The sequence below is a fragment of the Pseudomonas shahriarae genome (assembly GCF_014268455.2).
Classification (GTDB): domain Bacteria; phylum Pseudomonadota; class Gammaproteobacteria; order Pseudomonadales; family Pseudomonadaceae; genus Aquipseudomonas; species Aquipseudomonas shahriarae.
Genome location: NZ_CP077085.1, coordinates 5314649 through 5333924 on the forward strand (window position 1 = coordinate 5314649; position 19276 = coordinate 5333924).

Annotated in this window: 13 protein-coding genes; 7 read left to right on the forward strand and 6 right to left on the reverse strand. The window is 62.9% G+C overall.

Features of this window, described 5'->3' with window-relative positions; genetic code table 11:
• Positions 1 to 82: 82 nt before the first annotated feature.
• The 5 genes from HU773_RS23735 (at position 83) to HU773_RS23755 (ending at position 5201) form a co-directional block, all read left to right on the forward strand.
• A complete protein-coding gene (locus HU773_RS23735) occupies positions 83 to 835 on the forward strand; it encodes an ABC transporter permease (RefSeq protein WP_233092015.1) in 753 nt (250 codons plus the stop codon).
• A 20-nt stretch (positions 836 to 855) separates the two neighbouring features.
• The gene (locus HU773_RS23740; protein ID WP_169989526.1) at positions 856 to 1749 is read left to right on the forward strand and encodes a glycine betaine ABC transporter substrate-binding protein; all 894 of its coding nucleotides are present in this window, start codon (positions 856 to 858) and stop codon (positions 1747 to 1749) included.
• Between the two features lie 13 nt (positions 1750 to 1762).
• Positions 1763 to 2416 carry an ABC transporter permease gene (locus HU773_RS23745; protein WP_027604864.1) on the forward strand — a complete coding sequence of 218 codons (654 nt, stop codon included), beginning with the start codon at positions 1763 to 1765 and terminating at the stop codon, positions 2414 to 2416.
• Positions 2413 to 3570, forward strand: coding sequence for an osmoprotectant ABC transporter ATP-binding protein OsmV (locus HU773_RS23750; protein WP_104910916.1), 1158 nt, complete (start codon positions 2413 to 2415; stop codon positions 3568 to 3570). The genes HU773_RS23745 and HU773_RS23750 overlap by 4 nt, the downstream gene beginning before the upstream one ends.
• A 467-nt stretch (positions 3571 to 4037) precedes the next feature.
• On the forward strand, positions 4038 to 5201 hold the full coding sequence (locus HU773_RS23755; RefSeq protein ID WP_032861941.1) for a type III PLP-dependent enzyme: 1164 nt from the start codon (positions 4038 to 4040) through the stop codon (positions 5199 to 5201).
• On the opposite strand, the gene HU773_RS23760 is transcribed toward HU773_RS23755, so the two are convergent.
• Positions 5192 to 5974 (reverse strand): tetratricopeptide repeat protein, encoded by a 783-nt coding sequence (locus HU773_RS23760; protein ID WP_186625296.1) that lies wholly within the window; start codon positions 5972 to 5974, stop codon positions 5192 to 5194. The genes HU773_RS23755 and HU773_RS23760 overlap by 10 nt on opposite strands.
• A 2-nt stretch (positions 5975 to 5976) precedes the next feature.
• Positions 5977 to 6657, reverse strand: coding sequence for a Fe2+-dependent dioxygenase (locus HU773_RS23765; protein WP_057441033.1), 681 nt, complete (start codon positions 6655 to 6657; stop codon positions 5977 to 5979).
• A gap of 216 nt (positions 6658 to 6873) precedes the next feature.
• Between HU773_RS23765 and HU773_RS23770 the strand changes: the two genes are divergently transcribed.
• A complete protein-coding gene (locus HU773_RS23770) occupies positions 6874 to 9168 on the forward strand; it encodes a TonB-dependent receptor (protein ID WP_186625298.1) in 2295 nt (764 codons plus the stop codon).
• Positions 9169 to 9304: 136 nt separating this feature from the next.
• On the forward strand, positions 9305 to 11827 hold the full coding sequence (locus tag HU773_RS23775) for a PepSY domain-containing protein (protein WP_186625300.1): 2523 nt from the start codon (positions 9305 to 9307) through the stop codon (positions 11825 to 11827).
• Between the two features lie 206 nt (positions 11828 to 12033).
• Here the strand turns inward: HU773_RS23775 and HU773_RS23780 are convergent, their stop codons facing one another.
• The 4 genes from HU773_RS23780 to ptsP form a co-directional block, all read right to left on the reverse strand.
• Positions 12034 to 13575: an alkaline phosphatase D family protein gene (locus tag HU773_RS23780; RefSeq protein ID WP_057958414.1), complete on the reverse strand. Its 1542-nt coding sequence runs from the start codon at positions 13573 to 13575 to the stop codon at positions 12034 to 12036.
• A gap of 78 nt (positions 13576 to 13653) precedes the next feature.
• Complete coding sequence (locus HU773_RS23785; protein ID WP_057958413.1) at positions 13654 to 15348, reverse strand: PTS fructose-like transporter subunit IIB; 1695 nt, start codon at positions 15346 to 15348, stop codon at positions 13654 to 13656.
• An 11-nt stretch (positions 15349 to 15359) separates the two neighbouring features.
• Positions 15360 to 16301: a 1-phosphofructokinase gene (gene pfkB / locus HU773_RS23790; RefSeq protein ID WP_057958412.1), complete on the reverse strand. Its 942-nt coding sequence runs from the start codon at positions 16299 to 16301 to the stop codon at positions 15360 to 15362.
• On the reverse strand, positions 16302 to 19160 hold the full coding sequence (gene ptsP / locus HU773_RS23795) for a phosphoenolpyruvate--protein phosphotransferase (RefSeq protein ID WP_169959779.1): 2859 nt from the start codon (positions 19158 to 19160) through the stop codon (positions 16302 to 16304).
• Between the last annotated feature and the right edge of the window lie 116 nt (positions 19161 to 19276).

A 19276-nucleotide genomic window follows, 5' to 3' on the forward strand; every position in this document is an offset into this window, starting at 1 on the left:
CGCATACCGCGTTGCCGGTATCGGCGAGCTGCTTTTCGCGAACATATTCGCCGACAGCCAGGAATGGCATTGCCGCTCGGAAATGTGTTCGCCGACAAAAGAAAAAAGGAGTCCGCCTGTGGCTATTCGCTATGGCAAAGGGCTGATAGGAGGAGCGGTTGTCGTCGCTCTCCTGGCCCTGCTGGTCCACTGGATCGGCATCAACACGATCGAACTGTACCGCGACGATTTGTTGTTTTACCTGCAAGCTCACCTGATTCTTGTACTTGTCTCCATGCTGGCTGCCCTGATCGTAGGGATCCCCGCCGGTATCCTGCTCAGCCGACCGAATATGGTCGGGCGCGCAGAACGCTTCATGCAGATCTTCAACATCGGCAACACCGTCCCTCCCCTGGCCGTACTGGCCATCGCCCTCGGCGTCCTCGGCATCGGCAGTGGCCCGGCCATCTTCGCCCTGTTCCTCGCCTCCTTGCTGCCCATCGTGCGCAATACCTACGAAGGCCTGAAAAACGTGCAGGGTTCCTTGAAGGAAGCCGCCGTCGGCATCGGCATGACCCCACGCCAGGTGCTGTTTCGCGTCGAATTGCCCAACGCCGTGCCGATCATTATCGGTGGCGTACGTGTGGCCCTGGCAATCAACGTCGGCACCGCACCGCTGGCGTTCCTGATTGGCGCCAATAGCCTGGGCAGCCTGATCTTCCCCGGCATCGCCCTGAACAACCAGCCGCAATTGCTGCTCGGCGCCGCGTGCACCGCGCTGCTGGCATTGCTGCTTGACGGTCTGGTGACCATGGCCAGCCGCCTCTGGCTGGAACGCGGGTTGCGTCCGTCTTAAGGCTTGGCAAAGGAATTCACATGAAAAAACTGACTTTGATACTGAGCTGCGTCCTGCTGTTTGCAGGCATTGCGCAAGCTGCTGAAAAACCGGTGATCCGCATCGGCGCCCGGGTCTTCACCGAACAGACCCTGCTCGCCGAAATCACCTCCCAGTACCTGCGCACCAAGGGGTACGACACCCGCGTGACCGGCGGCCTGGGCAGCAACCTGGCGCGCAGTGCCCAGGAAAGCGGGCAACTGGACCTGATCTGGGAGTACACCGGCGTGTCCCTGGTGGCCTACAACCATGTGGACGAGAAGCTCGACAGCGAACAGTCCTACGCACGGGTTAAAGAACTCGACGCAAAAAAAGGCCTGGTCTGGCTGTCGCCGTCGAAATTCAGCAATACCTACGCCCTGTCCCTGCCGGAAAACGTGGCCAAGGAGTATCCGCAGATCAACACCATCAGCGACCTGACCCAGGCGCTGGCCGAGACAACCCATGAAAACCGCCTGGTGGCCCTGGACACCGAGTTCGCCAACCGTTCCGACGGCATGGCCGGCATGGTCAAGCTGTACGGCATGAACCTCACCCGCAAGAACACCCGGCAGATGGACGCCGGTCTGGTCTACACCGCCTTGCGCAATGGCCAGGTATTTGCCGGCCTGGTGTACACCACCGACGGTCGCCTCAATGCCTTCAAATTGAAGCTGCTGGAAGATGACCTGCACTACTTCCCGGATTACACCGCAGCCCCCGTGGTGCGTCAGGTTTATCTGGATGCCCACCCGCAATTGGCCGCCGACCTCAAGCCACTGGCAGCGCTGTTCGACGATGAAACCATGCGCCAGCTGAACGCGCGGGTCGACGTCGACCATGAAAGCCCATCGGCTGTAGCCGCTGATTTCCTGCGCCAGCACCCACTCAACTAAAAGAGGAGAAGACATGGAATTTCTGAACGCCTTTTCCCATCTTGATTGGGCCCAAGTCCTGCACCTGACCTGGCAGCACATCACCCTGGTCGGGATCGCCGTGATCCTCGCGATCGTCGTAGGCGTGCCCCTGGGCGTGCTGATGACCCGCTTCCCGACCCTGGCCGGCCCGTTGCAAGCCAGTGCCACGGTGCTGCTGACGGTGCCATCGATTGCCCTGTTCGGCCTGCTGCTGCCGTTCTACTCCAAATTTGGCCAGGGCCTGGGGCCGATGCCGGCGATCACCGCCGTATTCCTCTACTCCCTGCTGCCGATCATGCGTAACACCTACCTGGCCCTGACCGGCGTCGAGCCGGGCATCCGCGAAGCCGCCAAAGGCATCGGCATGACCTTCGGCCAGCGCCTGCGCATGGTCGAGCTGCCGATTGCAGTGCCGGTGATCCTCGCCGGGGTGCGCACCGCCGTGGTGATGAACATCGGTGTAATGACCATTGCCGCCACCATCGGCGCCGGTGGCCTGGGTGTACTTATTCTGGCTTCCATCAGCCGCAGCGACATGTCGATGCTGATCGTTGGCGCCGTGCTGGTCAGTCTCCTGGCCATCTTCGCCGACCTGCTTCTGCAATGGCTGCAACGCTCGCTGACTCCAAAAGGATTGCTCAAATGATCGAACTTCAAAACCTGTCCAAGACCTTCCAAAGCAACGGCAAGACTGTCACCGCCGTTAACGACGTGAGCCTGACTGTCAATGAAGGCGAGATTTGCGTGTTCCTCGGTCCCTCGGGCTGCGGCAAGAGCACCACGCTGAAGATGATCAACCGCCTGATCAAGCCCTCCTCGGGCAAGATCCTGATCAACGGCGAAGACACCACCGACCTCGATGAAGTGACCCTGCGCCGCAATATCGGCTACGTGATCCAGCAGATCGGCCTGTTTCCCAACATGACCATCGAGGAAAACATCGTGGTCGTGCCCAAGCTGCTGGGCTGGGACAAGCAGAAATGCCACGACCGCGCCCGCGAGTTGATGAGCATGATCAAGCTCGAACCCAAGCAGTATCTGCACCGCTACCCGCGCGAGCTGTCCGGTGGCCAGCAACAGCGCATCGGCGTGATCCGCGCCCTGGCGGCCGACGCGCCGTTGCTGCTGATGGATGAGCCGTTCGGCGCGGTCGACCCAATCAACCGCGAGATGATCCAGAACGAGTTCTTCGAGATGCAACGCGCGCTGAACAAGACGGTGATCATGGTCAGCCATGACATCGACGAGGCGATCAAGCTGGGCGACAAAATCGCCATCTTCCGCGCCGGCAAGTTGTTGCAGATCGACCACCCGGACACTCTGCTGGCCCATCCTGCCGACGAGTTTGTCAGCAACTTTGTCGGCCAGGACAGCACCCTCAAGCGCCTGCTGCTGGTCAAGGCCGAAGACGCGGCGGACAACGCCCCGTCGGTCAGCCCGGAAACCCCGGTGGCCGATGCCCTGGAGCTGATGGACGAGCATGACCGCCGCTATGTGGTGGTCACCTGCGCCGAGAACAAGGCGCTGGGTTATGTACGACGTCGCGACCTGCATCGTCAGACGGGTACCTGCGCCCAATACCTGCGCGAGTTCAACGCCACGGCGGCGTTTGACGAGCACTTGCGCATCCTGTTGTCGCGCATGTACGAGTTCAACCGCTCGTGGCTGCCGGTGATGGATGCCGAGCGGGTGTTTTTGGGTGAAGTGACCCAGGAGTCGATTGCCGAGTACCTGAGCTCTGGTAAGTCCCGTGGGGGCAAGACCAGTATTGTGTCGCCTGCCGAGACCGCACTGGCCTGAGACCACTCGGTCAAAATTGTGGGAGCGGGCTTGCTCGCGAAAGCGGTGTGTCAGTCACTGAATGGGTGCTGACCCACCGCCTTCGCGAGCAAGCCCGCTCCCGCATTTAGTTCTGCTGGGTGTCAGGAAATAGCCTGATTCCTCCTCATTGGGGAACATCAATCCGTCACACCGGTCGGTTACATAAGTAGCTGAACTGGGTCACGCGACGAACGCGTGCAAAAACGCGACATTTTTAGTTGATCTCAAGCCCCTCACGCCCTAAAGTTCGCGCCGAACGTCCATGCTGGAAACGATCCATCCGGCTCAAGTACTGACGACGAGACAGCAAGGCCAAGGGAAGCTTATCCCATGGCCTTTTTGCTTTCGGCGACATGCCTTGGGAAGTAGGCGAACCAAAGTGGGGATACGGAGGACGTTCATTTGCACCCATTGTTAATTTCAGTTTGCCCTTAGGAGTTCCCAGCATGTCGATCAACGTCGAAGATTATTTCGCGCGCGCCACTTTTGACAAAATGAAGGCGTTCGCCGACAAGCAAGAAACCCCGTTCGTGGTGATCGACACCGCGATGATCAGCCAGGCCTACGATGACCTGCGCGCCGGTTTCGAATTCGCCAAGGTGTACTACGCCGTCAAGGCCAACCCGGCTGTCGAGATCATCGACCTGTTGAAAGACAAGGGTTCGAGCTTCGACATCGCCTCGATCTACGAGCTGGACAAGGTCATGGACCGCGGCGTCAGCGCCGACCGTATCAGCTACGGCAACACCATCAAGAAATCCAAGGACATCCGCTACTTCTACGAGAAGGGCGTGCGCCTGTTCTCCACCGACTCCGAAGCCGACCTGCGCAACATCGCCAAGGCCGCGCCGGGCTCGAAAGTCTATGTGCGTATCCTCACCGAAGGCTCGACCACGGCTGACTGGCCTTTGTCGCGCAAATTCGGCTGCCAGACCGACATGGCCATGGACCTGCTGATCCTCGCCCGCGATTTGGGCCTGGTGCCTTACGGCATCTCGTTCCACGTGGGTTCGCAACAGCGTGATATCAGCGTGTGGGACGCCGCCATTGCCAAGGTCAAGGTGATCTTCGAGCGTTTGAAAGAAGAAGACGGCATCCACCTCAAGCTGATCAACATGGGCGGTGGCTTCCCGGCCAACTACATCACCCGCACCAACAGCCTGGAAACCTACGCCGAGGAAATCATCCGCTTCCTCAAGGAAGACTTCGGTGACGAGCTGCCGGAAATCATCCTGGAACCAGGCCGTTCGTTGATCGCCAACGCCGGGATCCTGGTCAGTGAAGTGGTGTTGGTCGCCCGCAAATCCCGCACCGCCGTCGAGCGTTGGGTGTACACGGATGTGGGCAAGTTCTCCGGCCTGATCGAAACCATGGACGAAGCCATCAAGTTCCCGATCTGGACCGAGAAAAAGGGCGAGATGGAAGAAGTGGTGATCGCCGGTCCTACCTGCGACAGCGCCGATATCATGTACGAAAACTACAAGTACGGCCTGCCTCTGAACCTGGCCATTGGTGACCGCCTGTACTGGCTGTCGACGGGTGCGTACACCACCAGCTATAGCGCAGTTGAATTCAACGGTTTCCCGCCGCTGAAATCCTTCTACGTCTGAACCCGTAGGAGCCGGCTTGCCGGCTCCTGCAATTCCTCTGCGCGTTGTTGGTAGGCATCGGCCATGGCGCGAATCTGCGGATCATTGGCCGCTGCCAGCGCTTTATGAGCCACCCGCAAGAACTTCAGATTCCCGCCCTCCAGTGCCTTGTGCAACCACTCCAGCGCCGCTTCGATCTGCCCATGCTCAGCCAGCATGGCCGCATAACTGAACTGCCCGCGAAAATCCCCACCTTGCGCCGAGCGGCGATACCACTCAAGCGCTGCGGGCACGTCTTGCGCACAGAACTGCCCTTCTTCCAGGTAACGCCCCAACAGGTTCATCGACTTGGCATGCCCCCGTTTGGCAGCCTGGCGATAGCAGGCCAGTGCCTGCTGCTGGTCTTGCGTCACCCCGCGCCCGGTGGCCAGCAGGTTGGCGTAGTTGTACAGCCCCCAATCCAACCCGGCTTCTGCCGCCTGGCGGTACTCCCCGGCAGCCGCCCGCTCATTGGCGGCGCAACCCCAACCATGCTCCAGGCAGCGCCCCACCATATTGCGCGCCATCAAGTGGCCGCCCTGTGCGGCGATCCGGAACCAGCGCAGGGCCAGCGCTTCATCGCGCTCGATCCCGCGCCCTTCCAGGAGGATTTGCCCCAGTAGCGCCTGGGCATCGAGCACGCCCTCCTTCGCCGCCATCAGGATCGCCTGGGCCGCGCGGGCCGGTGATTCGTCGAGCATGGCCCGCAGTTGTTCGCCGTCGAGGCGTTCTTCGCGGCGCAAGTGAAAAGCCATGCTCAGACCTCGACCCAGCGACGCAACAGGTTGTGATAGGTGCCGGTGAGCTGGATCAGCGCCGGGTGGTCCGGTACGTCACGGCTCAGTTGCTGGATCGCACCGTCCATTTCGAACAGCAACGTACGCTGGCTGTCTTCGCGCACCAGGCTTTGGGTCCAGAAAAACGCGGCATAGCGCGCGCCCCGGGTCACGGCGTTGACCTTGTGCAGGCTGGAGCCTGGGTACAGCACCATGTCACCGGCCGGCAACTTGACCCGCTGCAGGCCGAAGGTGTCCTGGATCTCCAGTTCGCCGCCGTCGTATTCATCCGGGTCGCTGAAAAACAGCGTAGAGGACAGGTCAGTGCGTACCCGCTCGTGGCTGCCCTTGGGCTGGCGTACGGCGTTATCAATATGGAAGTCGAAGCTGCCGCCGGCGGTGTAGCAATTGAGCAGGGGCGGGAAGACTTTATGCGGCAGCGCAGCCGACATGAACTGCGGGTTTTGCCACAGGCGCTCGAGCATGGCCGCGCCGATTTCCTTGGCCAGTGGATGGCCCTCCGGCAATTGCAGATTGTGCTTGGCCTTGGCCGACTGATGACCGGCGGTGATCTTGCCGTCAGCCCAGTCCGCCTGCTCCAGGGCTTCGCGGATGCGCAATACCTCGTCGCGGGAGAACAGGCCGGGAATATGCAGCAGCATGGGGCGTTACCTGAGAGCAGAGGGGCGCCAATGGTATTGATTACTATTGGCGCTGTAAAACCCTGATCCGACGGGCAGACGTATGAGCCCGCAAAAACCGTAACTCCCGAAGTGTAAATTTTGTAAATAGAATGCAAATAGCAATGCCTCTCAATTGCTATGCATAATTGTTTACAATATATTTCGCGCCCTAACATCCTTGGGGTAGGGAATTTCATGTCGCGCCACATTACAAAAACACCAAACAGTTCACCGCGCTTGCTGGCCTCGGCCATTGGCGTGGCCATCAGCGCCAGCTCCGTGGCCCACATGGCGCAAGCGGCCGAAGAGACCGAACAAAAAGGCGAGCGCAACAGCATTTCCCTGGGAGCCACCAGCATCACCGGCCAGGAACAGGACGCGACCTCCTACCAGACCGAAAACGCCTCTTCGCAGAAATACACCGCGCCGCTGGTCGACACCCCGCGCTCCGTCACCGTGGTACCGGCGCAGGTACTCAAGGACACTGCCGCCACCTCGCTGCAGGACGCTTTGCGTACCGTGCCGGGCATTACCTTTGGTGCTGGCGAAGGCGGCAACCCCCAGGGCGACCGCCCGTTCATCCGCGGCTTCGATGCCCAGGGCGACACCTACCTGGACGGCGTGCGTGACACCGGCGGCCAGAGCCGGGAAATTTTCGATATCGAGTCCATCGAAGTCAGCAAGGGCCCCAACTCCTCGTTCGGTGGCCGTGGCTCGGCCGGTGGCAGCCTCAACCTGGTGAGCAAAACCCCACAAGCACGGGACTTCCTCAACGGCGGTTTTACCTACGGCTCCGACCAGACCCGTCGCTATGCCCTCGACGTCAACCGCCAGTTCCTCGACAGCGCCGCGTTCCGCCTGAACCTGATGAGCCACGAACAGAACGTGGCCGGCCGCGACGCAGTCAACTACGACCGTTGGGGCGTGGCACCGTCGCTGACCTTTGGCCTGGGCACCCCGACCCGCGTCAACCTCAGCTACTACCATATGGAAAGCAACGACCTGCCGGATTCGGGTATTCCTTATGGCTATAGCTCCGCCGCAGCCACCGCCCATGGTCACGACAAGCCTACCGACGGCGGCGACAGCAGCAACTTCTACGGCCTCAAGGATCGCGACTTCCGCAAGACCCGCGCCGATATCAGTACGTTCTCCATCGAGCACGATCTGAACGACAACATGACGATCAAGAACACCCTGCGTCATGGCAGTACGGGTCAGGATTACGTCCTCACTCAGCCGGACGACAGCAAACTCAACGTCAACCAGTTCGGCACCGTCTGGCGCCGGGCCAATAGCCGTGTGTCGACCACCACGACCACCACCAACCAGACCGATCTGTTTGGCAGCTTCCAGGCCCTGGGCTTCAAGCACAGCTACTCCACCGGCCTGGAATTTACCGGGGAAGAAACCCGTGTCAGCGGTTACACCGTCAGCCCTAACAGCAACCCTACCGGCGGCTGCACACCTGGCAAGGTCGGCAACAGCGGCGGCCAATGCACCTCGCTGGGCAACCCGAACCCAAACGATGCCTGGACCGGCAGCGTCGCCCGCAACTACATGGGCACCGACACCAAGGCCACCAGCCGCGCCGCGTACGTGTTCGACACCATCGAGCTCGATCCACAGTGGCTGCTGAACGTTGGCCTGCGTTATGACACCTTCGACACCGTCGCCAACACCAACGCAGCCACCGGCCGTACCAAGCTCAAAGACGACAGCCAGTTCTTCAACTGGCAGGCCGGCCTGGTCTGGAAGCCGATGGAAAACGGCAGCATCTACACCTCCTATGCCACTTCGGCCTCGCCCGCTGGCGGCCTGGTGGGTGAAGGTGTCGACTCCAACGCCATCCCAACCGGCATCAACACCAGCGACATGAAGCCGGAAGAAACCGTCAACTACGAGCTGGGCACCAAGTGGGATCTGTTCCACGACCGCCTGTCCCTGACCGCTGCCGTGTTCCGCACCGAGAAGAAAAACGCGCGCATCCTGGTGAACTCCAACACCTATGAAAATGCCGGCGAATCCCGGGTCGATGGCCTGGAGCTTTCCGCCAGCGGCAAACTCACCGAGCAGTGGCAGGTATTCGCCGGCTACAGCTACCTGAAAAGCGAGCTGGTGGACCCAGGCAAAAACGGCAACCGCCAAGGCGTGGTGACTGCGGGCTCCAACAAAGGCAACGAAATGCCCAACACGCCGAAGCACTCCTTCAGCCTGTGGACCACCTATGACATCACCTCGAAACTCACCGTCGGTGGCGGCGCGTTCTATGTGGACGACGTCTACGGCGACCCGGCCAACACCGTCTACGTGCCGTCCTACACCCGCTACGACGCCATGGCCAGTTACAAGCTGACCAAAAACGTCGACCTGCAATTGAACGTGCAAAACCTGACCGACAAGACCTACTACGACAAGGCCTATGGCGCGCACTTCGCCAACCAGGCAGCCGGTCGTACCGCGCTGTTGACCACCAGCTTCCACTTCTAAGGCGCTAGACGTTTCATGCAAAAGCCCCGCGCATTGGCTGCCCGGGGCTTTCGTCTGTAAAAAAGAAAGTTTCTCGACCACCCACGGCATAATGCGCGCCGTAAAAATCATATCCAGCTCAGCGAGGCCGTCCGACGTGTTGAAGAAAACCCTGTTCCAGTTGCACTGGTTTTTCGGCATTACCGCCGGGCTGGTGTTGGCATTGATGGGGATTACGGGGGCCGCGTACTCGTTCCAGGATGAAATCCTGCGGGCGCTCAACCCCACGGTACTGACCGTGCAAAAACAACCCGCCGGGGTGCTGCCGCCCGCTGAACTGGTACGCAAACTCGAAGCCACCGAAGGCAAGGCCGTGTCCATGCTGTGGGTAGAAAGCGAAAGCGGCAACGCTGCCCGCGTGTTCTTCACCCCGCCACCGGGCGAGCGCCGGGGGCAGATGCGCTACTTCGACCCGTACACCGGCGACTACCTGGGCGACGCCGTCGGCCAGGATTTTTTCGCCCTGATGCTGCAACTGCACCGCTTCCTCGCCATGGGTGACACCGGCCGGCAAATCACCGGCGCCTGTACGCTGATTCTGATTTTCTTCTGCCTTTCCGGCCTGTACCTGCGCTGGCCGCGCCAGGTGGCGAGCTGGCGTGCCTGGCTGACCCTGGACTGGCGCAAGAAAGGCCGCAGCTTCAACTGGGACCTGCACTCGGTGTTCGGCACCTGGTGCCTGCTGTTCTATCTGTTGGCCGCGCTTACCGGGCTGTCCTGGTCCTACGAGTGGTACAACAAAGGCCTGACCCGGCTGCTGTCCGATGCACCGCAGAACGAGCGGGTGCGCAATCGCGGCCCGGCGCCTGCGGGCCCGGCGCCCATCGCCAATTACGAGGCAATCTGGAGCAGCATCTACAGCACTGCCGGCCCGGGCTTGAGCGCCTACAACATCCGTATGCCACCTGTCGACGGGCAACCGGCCACGGTCTACTACCTGTTGCAGAGCTCGCCCCATGACCGCGCGCTGAACCAGATCAACCTCGACCCGGCCACAGGCGTCGTCAAAAGCGTCGAGCGCTATGGCGACAAAAGCCTCAAGGCGCAGCTGCTGACCAGCATCTATGCCCTGCATGTGGGCAGTTATTTCGGCCTGGTGGGGCGGATCATTCTTACCGTCACTGCACTGTGCATGCCGCTGTTCTTTATTACCGGCTGGTTGCTGTACCTGGACCGCCGCCGCAAAAAGCGCCAGGTGCGCGATGCCCGTAAAGGCCTGGGCGAGAACCACAGCGATGCACCGGCCTGGCTGATCGGTTTCGCCAGCCAGAGCGGGTTTGCCGAGCAACTGGCCTGGCAGACCGCCGGCCAGTTGCAGGCCGCCGGGTTGCCGGTGAAGGTCCAGCCCTTGGGCAGCGTCAGCGAAGAGGACTTGCGCCAGTCGGAACACGCACTGTTTGTGGTCAGTACCTTCGGCGATGGCGAAGCACCGGACAGCGCGCGCGGCTTCGAACGCAGCGTGCTGGGGCGCGACCTTTCTCTCCAGGGCCTGAACTACTCGGTGCTGGCCCTGGGCGATCGCCAATACCAGCACTTCTGCGGCTTTGCCCGGCGCCTGCACTTCTGGCTAACCCACCAGGGCGGCAACGCGTTGTTCGCCCCGGTCGAAGTCGACAGCGGCGACCAGGAGGCCCTGCTGCACTGGCAACACCAACTGGGGCAGATCACCGGCCATGCACCGGCCGCCTGGGCCAGCGCCCACTATGAAAGCTGGACCCTGAGCCGGCGTACCCTGCTCAACCCAGACAGCAGCGGCACGGGTGTCTACCTGCTGGGCCTCAACCCGCCCGCCCCGCGCGACTGGCTGGCCGGCGACCTGGTGGAAATTCTGCCACGCCATTGCCCGTGGGCCGTCGAGCATTTCCTCGATGGCCTGGGCATCGCCGGCACGGACGAAGTGCTTGTCGATGGCCTGGCGCGGCCCCTGGAACAGGTGCTGGCCAGCCGCCAATTGCCGGACAACCGCTCCCATCTGGTCGGCCTGCACGCCCAGGCCCTGGTGGAGGCACTGGTGCCAGTGGGCATGCGCGAATACTCCATCGCCTCGATTGCCAGCGACGGCGTGCTGGAGCTGATCGTGCGCCAGGAACGCCACCCTGACGGCAGCCTGGGCCTGGGGTCGGGCTGGCTGACCGAGCACGCGCCGCTGGGTGCCGCGATCAGCCTGCGGTTGCGGCGCAACAGCGGCTTCCATCTGCCAACGGAGCCTGTGCCAATGATTCTGCTGGGCAACGGCACTGGCCTGGCCGGCTTGCGCAGCCTGCTCAAGGCGCGCATCGCCGATGGCCAGCAGCGCAACTGGTTGCTGTTCGGCGAACGCAACATCGCCCATGACTACCACTGCCAGAACGAGCTGCAAGGCTGGTTGGCCAGTGGCGACCTGGCGTTGCTGGACCTGGCGTTTTCGCGGGATCAAGACGAGAAAATCTACGTCCAGGACCGCCTGCGCGAATCCGCCGATGTACTGCGTAAATGGCTGGCCGAGGGCGCAGCGATTTATGTCTGCGGGAGTTTGCAGGGCATGGCGGCCGGGGTGGATCAGGTGTTGGTGGATGTTCTGGGAAGCGAGGCGGTGCAACGCCTTATCGAACAGGGCCGCTACCGCCGGGATGTCTACTGACCTACAGCCATCAAAATGTGGGAGCACTCCAAATCAAGAAGACTGGGAGCCCACAAACGGCGGGATGTCTACGATCTCTGGACACGCACACATCCAAATGTGGGAGCGGGCTTGCCCGCGATGGCGGTCTGTCAGTAACCGATTGGCTGGCTGATCTATCGCAATCGCGGGCAAGCCCGCTCCCACAGGTTTGGGCGCATTTCAGGTCAGGTGGGTTGGAGTTTTTGTTCGAATACCGACACGCCATCCAGGTCGCGCAACGTGACCGTCAGCTCCGCCGTTTGCCCATCAATCTGCACCTCGCCAAAAAACTGGAACCCGGCAAACGGCGACGTGTTTTGCGCCGGTGGGGCTTTTTCAAACACCACCTGCGGGCCAAAGGTTTTATCCAGCGGATTGGGCCCGAAGCTCCCTGCATTCAAGGGCCCCGCGACAAACTCCCAGAACGGCTCGAAATCCTGGAACGCCGCCCGGTCCGGGTGGTAGTGGTGCGCCGCGCAGTAGTGCACATCGGCGGTCAGCCACACATGGTTGCGCACCTGTTGCGCGCGCAGGAAACCGAGTAACTCGGCAATTTCCAGCTCACGGCCCTGGGCCGCGCCAGGGTCGCCGTTGGCCACCGCTTCCCAGCGCGGCACACCGGGGCTGACTTCGCCGTCGGGCACGCCGAGGCCGATAGGCATGTCGGCGGCAATCACCTTCCACTGCGCCTTCGATGCCTTGAGTCCGCCCTTGAGCCAGTCCAATTGCGCCCGCCCCAGAAACGGCTTGGCAGCGCCCAGGTTGTCATCGTTGGCCTCACGATAGCTGCGCATGTCGAGTACAAACACATCGAGCAACGGCCCGTAGCTGAGCTTGCGGTAGATGCGCCCGCCCTGGTCGGCGCCCTGCAAGCGCATCGGCGCGTATTCCAGCCAGGCCTGGCGTGCGCGGCCCACCAGGGTGGTGATGTCCTTGGTCTGGTAACGCTCGTCCAGTTGCTTGCCAGGCGACCAGTTGTTGACCACTTCGTGATCGTCCCATTGCCAGATCTGCGGCACCTGGGCATTGAAGCGGCGCACGTTTTCGTCCATCAGGTTGTAGCGATAGTTACCACGGTATTCATCCAGGGTTTCGGCGACTTTGCTCTTGGCCTCGGTGGTGAGGTTGCGCCAGATACGCCCGCTTTCGGTGGTCAGTTGCGCCGGCACCGGGCCGTCGGCGTAGATGGTGTCGCCGCTGTGGATAAAAAAATCCGGCAGGCGCAGACGCATGGCTTCGTAGATGCGCATGCCGCCGATGTCCGGGTTGATGCCGAAGCCCTGGCCGACGGTGTCGCCGCTCCACACAAAGCGGATATCGCGGCGCTGTTGCGGCACGCTGCGCAAGTGGCCGAACCAGGGCTCGCTGGCCACGCCGGTCTGCGCGTCCTCAAATTGCACACGGTAGAAAATCGCCTGGTCGGCGGGCAGCCCGGTCAACTCGACGCGGGCGGTGAAGTCGCTGCGGCTGTCGGCCAAAGGCGAGATGAATCGGCGCGGGTTGCTGAACAGGCTGCGGGTATCCCACTCGACCACCATCCGTGCAGGGCGGTCGCAGCGGCTCCAGATCATGGCGCGGTCGCCCAGCAAGTCGCCGGACTGCACGCCATCGGTCAACTGCGGCCGGTCCTTGACCGACGCGATCACCGCCGGTGCCAGCCCCGGCAACAGCAGGCCGGCGCCGACACCCTGAATCACCCGGCGACGGCCGGGGTTGAAGTGGCTCATGGCTTTCCCTCTGCACAGCAAAAGGAAAACTAAAGCATGGGCGGATGAAGCACAGATGACAGGCGCCGACACCTACATTCAGGCGACGGCCTCGGGGCGCTTGATCACGGCATACACCAAGCCGGTGAGCACGCTGCCAGCGACGATCGCCAACAGGTACAACAGCGCATGGTTGATGGTGTTCGGGATCAGCATCACAAACAGCCCGCCGTGGGGTGCCATCAGCTTGCAGCCGAAGTACATCGACAAGGCACCGGTCAATGCGCCGCCGGCGATGCTGGCCGGGATCACCCGTAGCGGGTCCTTGGCGGCAAACGGGATGGCGCCTTCGGAGATAAAGCACATGCCCAGGATCAACGCGGCCTTGCCGGCCTCGCGCTCGGTCTGGGCGAACTTGCGCCGGGCCAGGAACGTGGCGATTGCCATGCCAATCGGCGGCACCATGCCCGCGGCCATGGTGGCGGCCATCGGTGCGCCGCTCTGGGAGGCCAGCAGGCCGACGGAGAACGCGTAGGCCGCCTTGTTGATCGGCCCGCCAAGGTCGGCGCACATCATCCCGCCCAGCAGGATGCCCAGCAGCACCGCATTGGTGGTGCCCATGGTGCTGAGGAAGTCCGTCAGGCCCACTAGCATCTGCGCCACCGGCGGGCCGATCAGGTAGATCATCGCCAGGCCGGTGATCAGGCTCGCCAGCAACGGGATGATCAGGATCGGCTTGAGCGACTCCAGGCTCTGCGGCAATGGCACCGCGCGGGTAATCAGCTTGACGCTGTAGCCGGCGAGGAACCCGGCAAAGATCCCGCCGATAAAACCTGCGCCCAGGGTGCTGGCCAACAGGCCGCCGATCATCCCCGGCGCGAGGCCCGGACGGTCGGCAATCGAATAGGCGATGTAGCCGGCGAGCAGCGGCACCATCAGGGTGAAGGCATGGTCGCCGACCGCTTTGAGGGCCGCCGCCAGGGTGCCGGGCTCTTCGTAGGCGTGAATACCGAAGACGAAGGACAGGGCAATCAACAAGCCCCCGGCCACGACCATCGGCAACATGAATGACACGCCGGTCAGCAGGTGTTTGTAGACCCCGGTTTTCTCTGGTTTGGCCGTCGTACCGCTGGCGGCGCTTTCCTGCTGGCCTTCGGCCAGGGCTTTATCGAGGATCGCGGCGGACTGCTTGAGCGCAATGCCAGTGCCACAGCGGTAGATTTTCTTGCCGGCAAAGCGCTCGGTGGCCACTTCGATATCGGCGGCCAGCAGCACCACGTCGGCGTCGCGAATGGCTTGCTCGCTCAGGGGCGTACGTGCGCCTACCGAGCCCTGGGTTTCTACCTGCAGGTCGTAACCCTTGGCCTTGGCGGCCTGCTGCAACGCTTCGGCGGCCATAAAGGTGTGGGCCACGCCGGTGGGGCAGGCGGTGATGGCGACAATGCGCGGCACGTTTTTTACCGTCGGCACTGTGGTGCTGGCAACGTACAACTGGGCCTCTTGCGCGCCCCGTTGCAGCACCGCTTCAACGTCCTGTAACGCCTGGGCCGGAGTGCTCTGGTACACGCGCTTGCCGACAAAGCGCTGCATGTCCACGGGCGTACTGGCGACCAGCAACACCCATTCGGCCGCGTCGAGGGTGGCCTGGGAAAGGGCGCGCTCGGGGTGGTTCACGTCCACCACTTCCACGCTGGTGCTCCAGCCCTGGCGTTGTGCGGCGGCGTCCAGCAAGCGGGCGCACAGCACACTGGTGACCATGCCGTTGGGGCAGGCGGTAACAATGGCTAACTTCATGACAAACCCTCTTATTGTTCTGTCAGCGGGCGTACTTGCACGCCGCTTTCGAGGCGCGCCAGGTGCGCGTCATCGCTGATGCCGAAACCGATCTGTGTGACGGCCATGGCGGCGATGGCCGTGGCCCGCGCCAGGGTCGTATGTGCGCTGTCCTGTACCAGCAGACCGTGGAGCATGCCGGCCAGCAACGAGTCACCCGCGCCCACCGTACTGGCGACGGTGACGCGGGGCGGCGTGGCATGGAACGCGCCGTTTGCAGTGAACCAATTGACCCCCTCGGCACCCTGGGACACCACCACATGCTCCACACCTTGCGCATGCAGGCGCTTGGCCGCCTGGGCCTGTTGAGCAGGCGTGTCGGCTGGGCAATCCAGCGCATCGGCCAGTTCTTCGGTGTTGGGCTTGATCAACCAGGGAGCGGCCTGCAACCCGGCACGCAAAGCCTCGCCGCTGGTGTCCAGGGCGACTTTGAGACCCAGGGTTTTCAGGTGCTGCAACAAGGCGTACAGCCACTGCGGGCTGACCCCACGGGGCAGACTGCCAGCGACCACCACCACATCATGGCCGGGGGCAATCCGCGTCAACTGCTCAAGCATCGCCTCTTGCGCCTGCGCGCTGACCTGTGGCCCCGGGGCGTTGATATCGGTCACCCGGCCGTCGTGCTCAGCGATTTTAATATTGCTGCGGGTTTCCCCCGGCACACGAATAAACGCATCGACAAAACCCCGACGGGCAATCAACGCGTCGAACGCCTGGGGATTGTCTGCCCCCAGGAATCCGCCAACCGTCACTTGATGGCCAAGGTCCGCCAACACCTGGGCGACATTCACGCCCTTGCCCGCCGCATGGGTCAGCATGGCCTGGCTACGATTGACCGCCCCTGGCTCCAGGCGCGCCAGTTGTACGGTCAGGTCCAACGCCGGGTTCAGCGTCAGGCTTAGAATCCTTGCCATTTACACAGCCTCCACAAGGGCGCGCACTTGCGCGGGAGAGCCCACGGCCAAGGCGTTTTGTGCGAGAGTCTGGGCCTCGCTCAGGGTGAATTCACGGACCCGGGCCTTGACCTCGGGAATGCTGCGGGCCGACACGCTCAACTCGTCGACGCCAAGGCCGACCAGCACCGGCACGGCCAGCGGGTCGGCCGCCAGCTCACCGCACACCCCGACCCATTTGCCATGGGCATGGGCGGCGCGCACGGTGATGTCGATCAGTTGCAGCACCGCCGGGTGCAGCCCGTCAGCCTGGGCCGACAGGGTGGGATGCCCACGGTCGATGGCCAGGGTGTACTGGGTCAGGTCATTGGTGCCAATGCTGAAAAAGTCCACTTCCTTGGCCAGTACTGGCGCCAGCAAGGCCGCCGAAGGCACTTCGATCATGATCCCCAGTTGCAGGTCCGCTACCGGGATCTGCTCGCGCAGGCGCTCGGTCATGTCCCGGGCCTGGCGCCACTCATCGACGCTGCCGACCATGGGAAACATGATGCGCAGCGGGCGACCGTCCGCCGAACGCAACAGCGCACGCAGTTGGGTTTCCATGATCTGCGGGCGTTGCAGGGTCAGGCGGATGCCGCGCACACCCAGGAACGGGTTTTCTTCTTTGGCAATCGGCCAGTAAGGCAGGGGTTTATCACCGCCCACATCCAGGGTGCGCACCACCAGCGGTCGCCCAGCCAGGCCGTCGAGCACCCGGCGGTATTCGGCTTCCTGGGTGGCTTCGTCCGGGGCCTGGGAATGGGCCATGAAAATCAGTTCGGTACGCAGCAGGCCAATGCCTTCGGCGCCCTGCTCGACCGCCGCCGCCACTCCTGCGCTTTCGCCGATATTGGCGAACACTTCCACGGCATGCCCATCACGGGTCATGGCCGGTTCATGGCGCTGGGCGGCGGCGGCCTGCAGGCGTTGTTCGCGGGTGTCGCGCTCCTGCGTGGCGCGCTGCAAGGTGCCGGCATCGGCATCCACATGCAGGCGCCCACGCTGGCCGTCGAGCAACAGTGGCGTGCCCGAGGCCAGCAGCAAGACCGCCGGCCCCGCGCCAACCAATGCGGGAATCCCCAGGGCGCGGGCGACGATGGCACTGTGGGCGGTGGCCCCCCCACGTGCGGTGAGGATCCCCGCCACGCGCGTCGGGTCGAGGCGCGCCACATCCGACGGGCCGACCTCATCCATCACCAGAATGTAAGGTTCGTCGGGCTCCTGCGGGGTGTCGATGCCACACAGTTGCGCCAGCACCCGCCGGCCGATATCCCGAAGGTCGGCGGCGCGTTCGGCGAGCAGCGCGTCCTGCAAGGACTCCTGCTGTTTGGCGGCCGCTTCGATCACGCTCATCCACGCCGCTTCGGCGCTTTCGCCTTGCTTGAGGCGGGTGTCGACTTCGTCGGTCAGTTCCGGGTCGTCGAGCATTTCCTGGTGGGTGATGAAAATCTCGCGGATCGCCTTGGACGTGCTGCGCTCGATCAAGCCCTGGATATCGTGGCGCACATCACGCAGCGCAGCGGATAGGCGCTCGCGCTCGGCGCTGGCCGACTCGCCCCGCAGTGGATAATCGAAAGGCTGCAACACTTGGATATGGGCCGGACCGATGGCGATCCCCGGTGCCGCAGGGATTGCCTGAATCAGGCTGCCGGAGAGCGGCGCACTGAGCGGTGGTTCGGCCTCGATAACTTCAACCCGTGCGCTGACGGCCGGCAGCGGCTCGACGTCTTCACCGAGCCCCGCTTGCACAGCCGCCAGCAACGCCGGCAGCGCATCGTCGGCAATCGCCGGCTCGGCGACAAACTCCAGCACCTGGCCACGGCGGGCGCCGAGGCTGAGCAGCTTGCTCAAGCTCTTGACCGACACCGCGCCGCCCTGCCCGTCGACGATCCGCACGCGGATCTCGCCGTCGAAGCCCTTCGCCAGTTGCGCCAGGGCCTTGGCCGGCCGCGCATGCAGGCCGTGGGCATTGGCCAGGGCAATGCGTGCGCTGGGCCAGTCGGCGGGCAGTTCGCCACCCAGTACTTCGAGGACCGCCCGGCTGCTGGTGGCGCGCCCCAGTTCCTGGCCGCGCCCTTCAATCAGCAAGGCGCACAGGCGCTCAAGCAGGGCCTGGTGGGCCTCACCGAGGCTGGCCAGGCAGAACAGGCCGCTCAATGGCTGGCCGAGGTAGCGCATGGGTTTGTCCGGGGTGACAAAGGCCAGGCCCGGGCGCTTGACCGTTTGTTCACTGTGCAGCCACCACAGGCCATCACCCAGGGGTAATGCATCGACTTGCTGCAACACGGCAGCAAAACCATTGCTCACGCAATCGGCCTGGCGCAACAGGCGCGCGCCGCGCCACACCAGTTCTTCAAAATCGTCGGCGGACACGCCCAGGCCGATCATCTGTGCATCCAGCGCCAGCTCCTGGGGCGCACCCTGCAGCAGTTTGAGCAAGGCGTCGGCCGAGGTGGCGCGGCACAGCGCCTGGCCCAGGTCGGTTTCACCGAGGGCGCGGGTCAGCAGTTGCAGCAGGCGCAGGTGTTCATCGGATTTGGCCGCGATGCCAATCGCCAGGTAGACGATCTGGCCATCACCCCAATCCACGCCTTGGGGAAATTGCAGCAGGCGCACGCCGGTGGCGAATACCTGGTCGCGGGTTTCGGGAGTGCCGTGGGGGATCGCAATACCTTGGCCAAGGAAGGTCGAGCCTTGCGCTTCACGGGCTTGCAGGCCGCTCAGGTAACCCTCGGCGACCAGGCCATCGGCCACCAGCTTTTCGGCGAGCAGTTGCAAGGCAGCAGACTTATCCACAGCCACCTGGCCCATGGATATCTGCTCTACGGTGAGCTCAAGCATGCCTTTCTCCTAGTTAGTGCGGGGTGCGCACTAGGTATTGTTTTGATTAAACCGTGCAAAAATAACTGACTGAGTGGTCAATTGGCAGTAGGCGCTCAGCAGCGATCATCGTAAAA

Coding starts and splice junctions, on each gene's coding strand:
- HU773_RS23735 (WP_233092015.1), top strand. CDS start 83: ATGTGTTCGCCGACAAAAGAAAAAAGGAGTCCGCCTGTGGCTATTCGC.
- HU773_RS23740 (WP_169989526.1), top strand. CDS start 856: ATGAAAAAACTGACTTTGATACTGAGCTGCGTCCTGCTGTTTGCAGGC.
- HU773_RS23745 (WP_027604864.1), top strand. CDS start 1,763: ATGGAATTTCTGAACGCCTTTTCCCATCTTGATTGGGCCCAAGTCCTG.
- HU773_RS23750 (WP_104910916.1), top strand. CDS start 2,413: ATGATCGAACTTCAAAACCTGTCCAAGACCTTCCAAAGCAACGGCAAG.
- HU773_RS23755 (WP_032861941.1), top strand. CDS start 4,038: ATGTCGATCAACGTCGAAGATTATTTCGCGCGCGCCACTTTTGACAAA.
- HU773_RS23760 (WP_186625296.1), bottom strand. CDS start 5,974: ATGGCTTTTCACTTGCGCCGCGAAGAACGCCTCGACGGCGAACAACTG.
- HU773_RS23765 (WP_057441033.1), bottom strand. CDS start 6,657: ATGCTGCTGCATATTCCCGGCCTGTTCTCCCGCGACGAGGTATTGCGC.
- HU773_RS23770 (WP_186625298.1), top strand. CDS start 6,874: ATGTCGCGCCACATTACAAAAACACCAAACAGTTCACCGCGCTTGCTG.
- HU773_RS23780 (WP_057958414.1), bottom strand. CDS start 13,575: ATGAGCCACTTCAACCCCGGCCGTCGCCGGGTGATTCAGGGTGTCGGC.
- HU773_RS23785 (WP_057958413.1), bottom strand. CDS start 15,348: ATGAAGTTAGCCATTGTTACCGCCTGCCCCAACGGCATGGTCACCAGT.
- pfkB (WP_057958412.1), bottom strand. CDS start 16,301: ATGGCAAGGATTCTAAGCCTGACGCTGAACCCGGCGTTGGACCTGACC.
- ptsP (WP_169959779.1), bottom strand. CDS start 19,160: ATGCTTGAGCTCACCGTAGAGCAGATATCCATGGGCCAGGTGGCTGTG.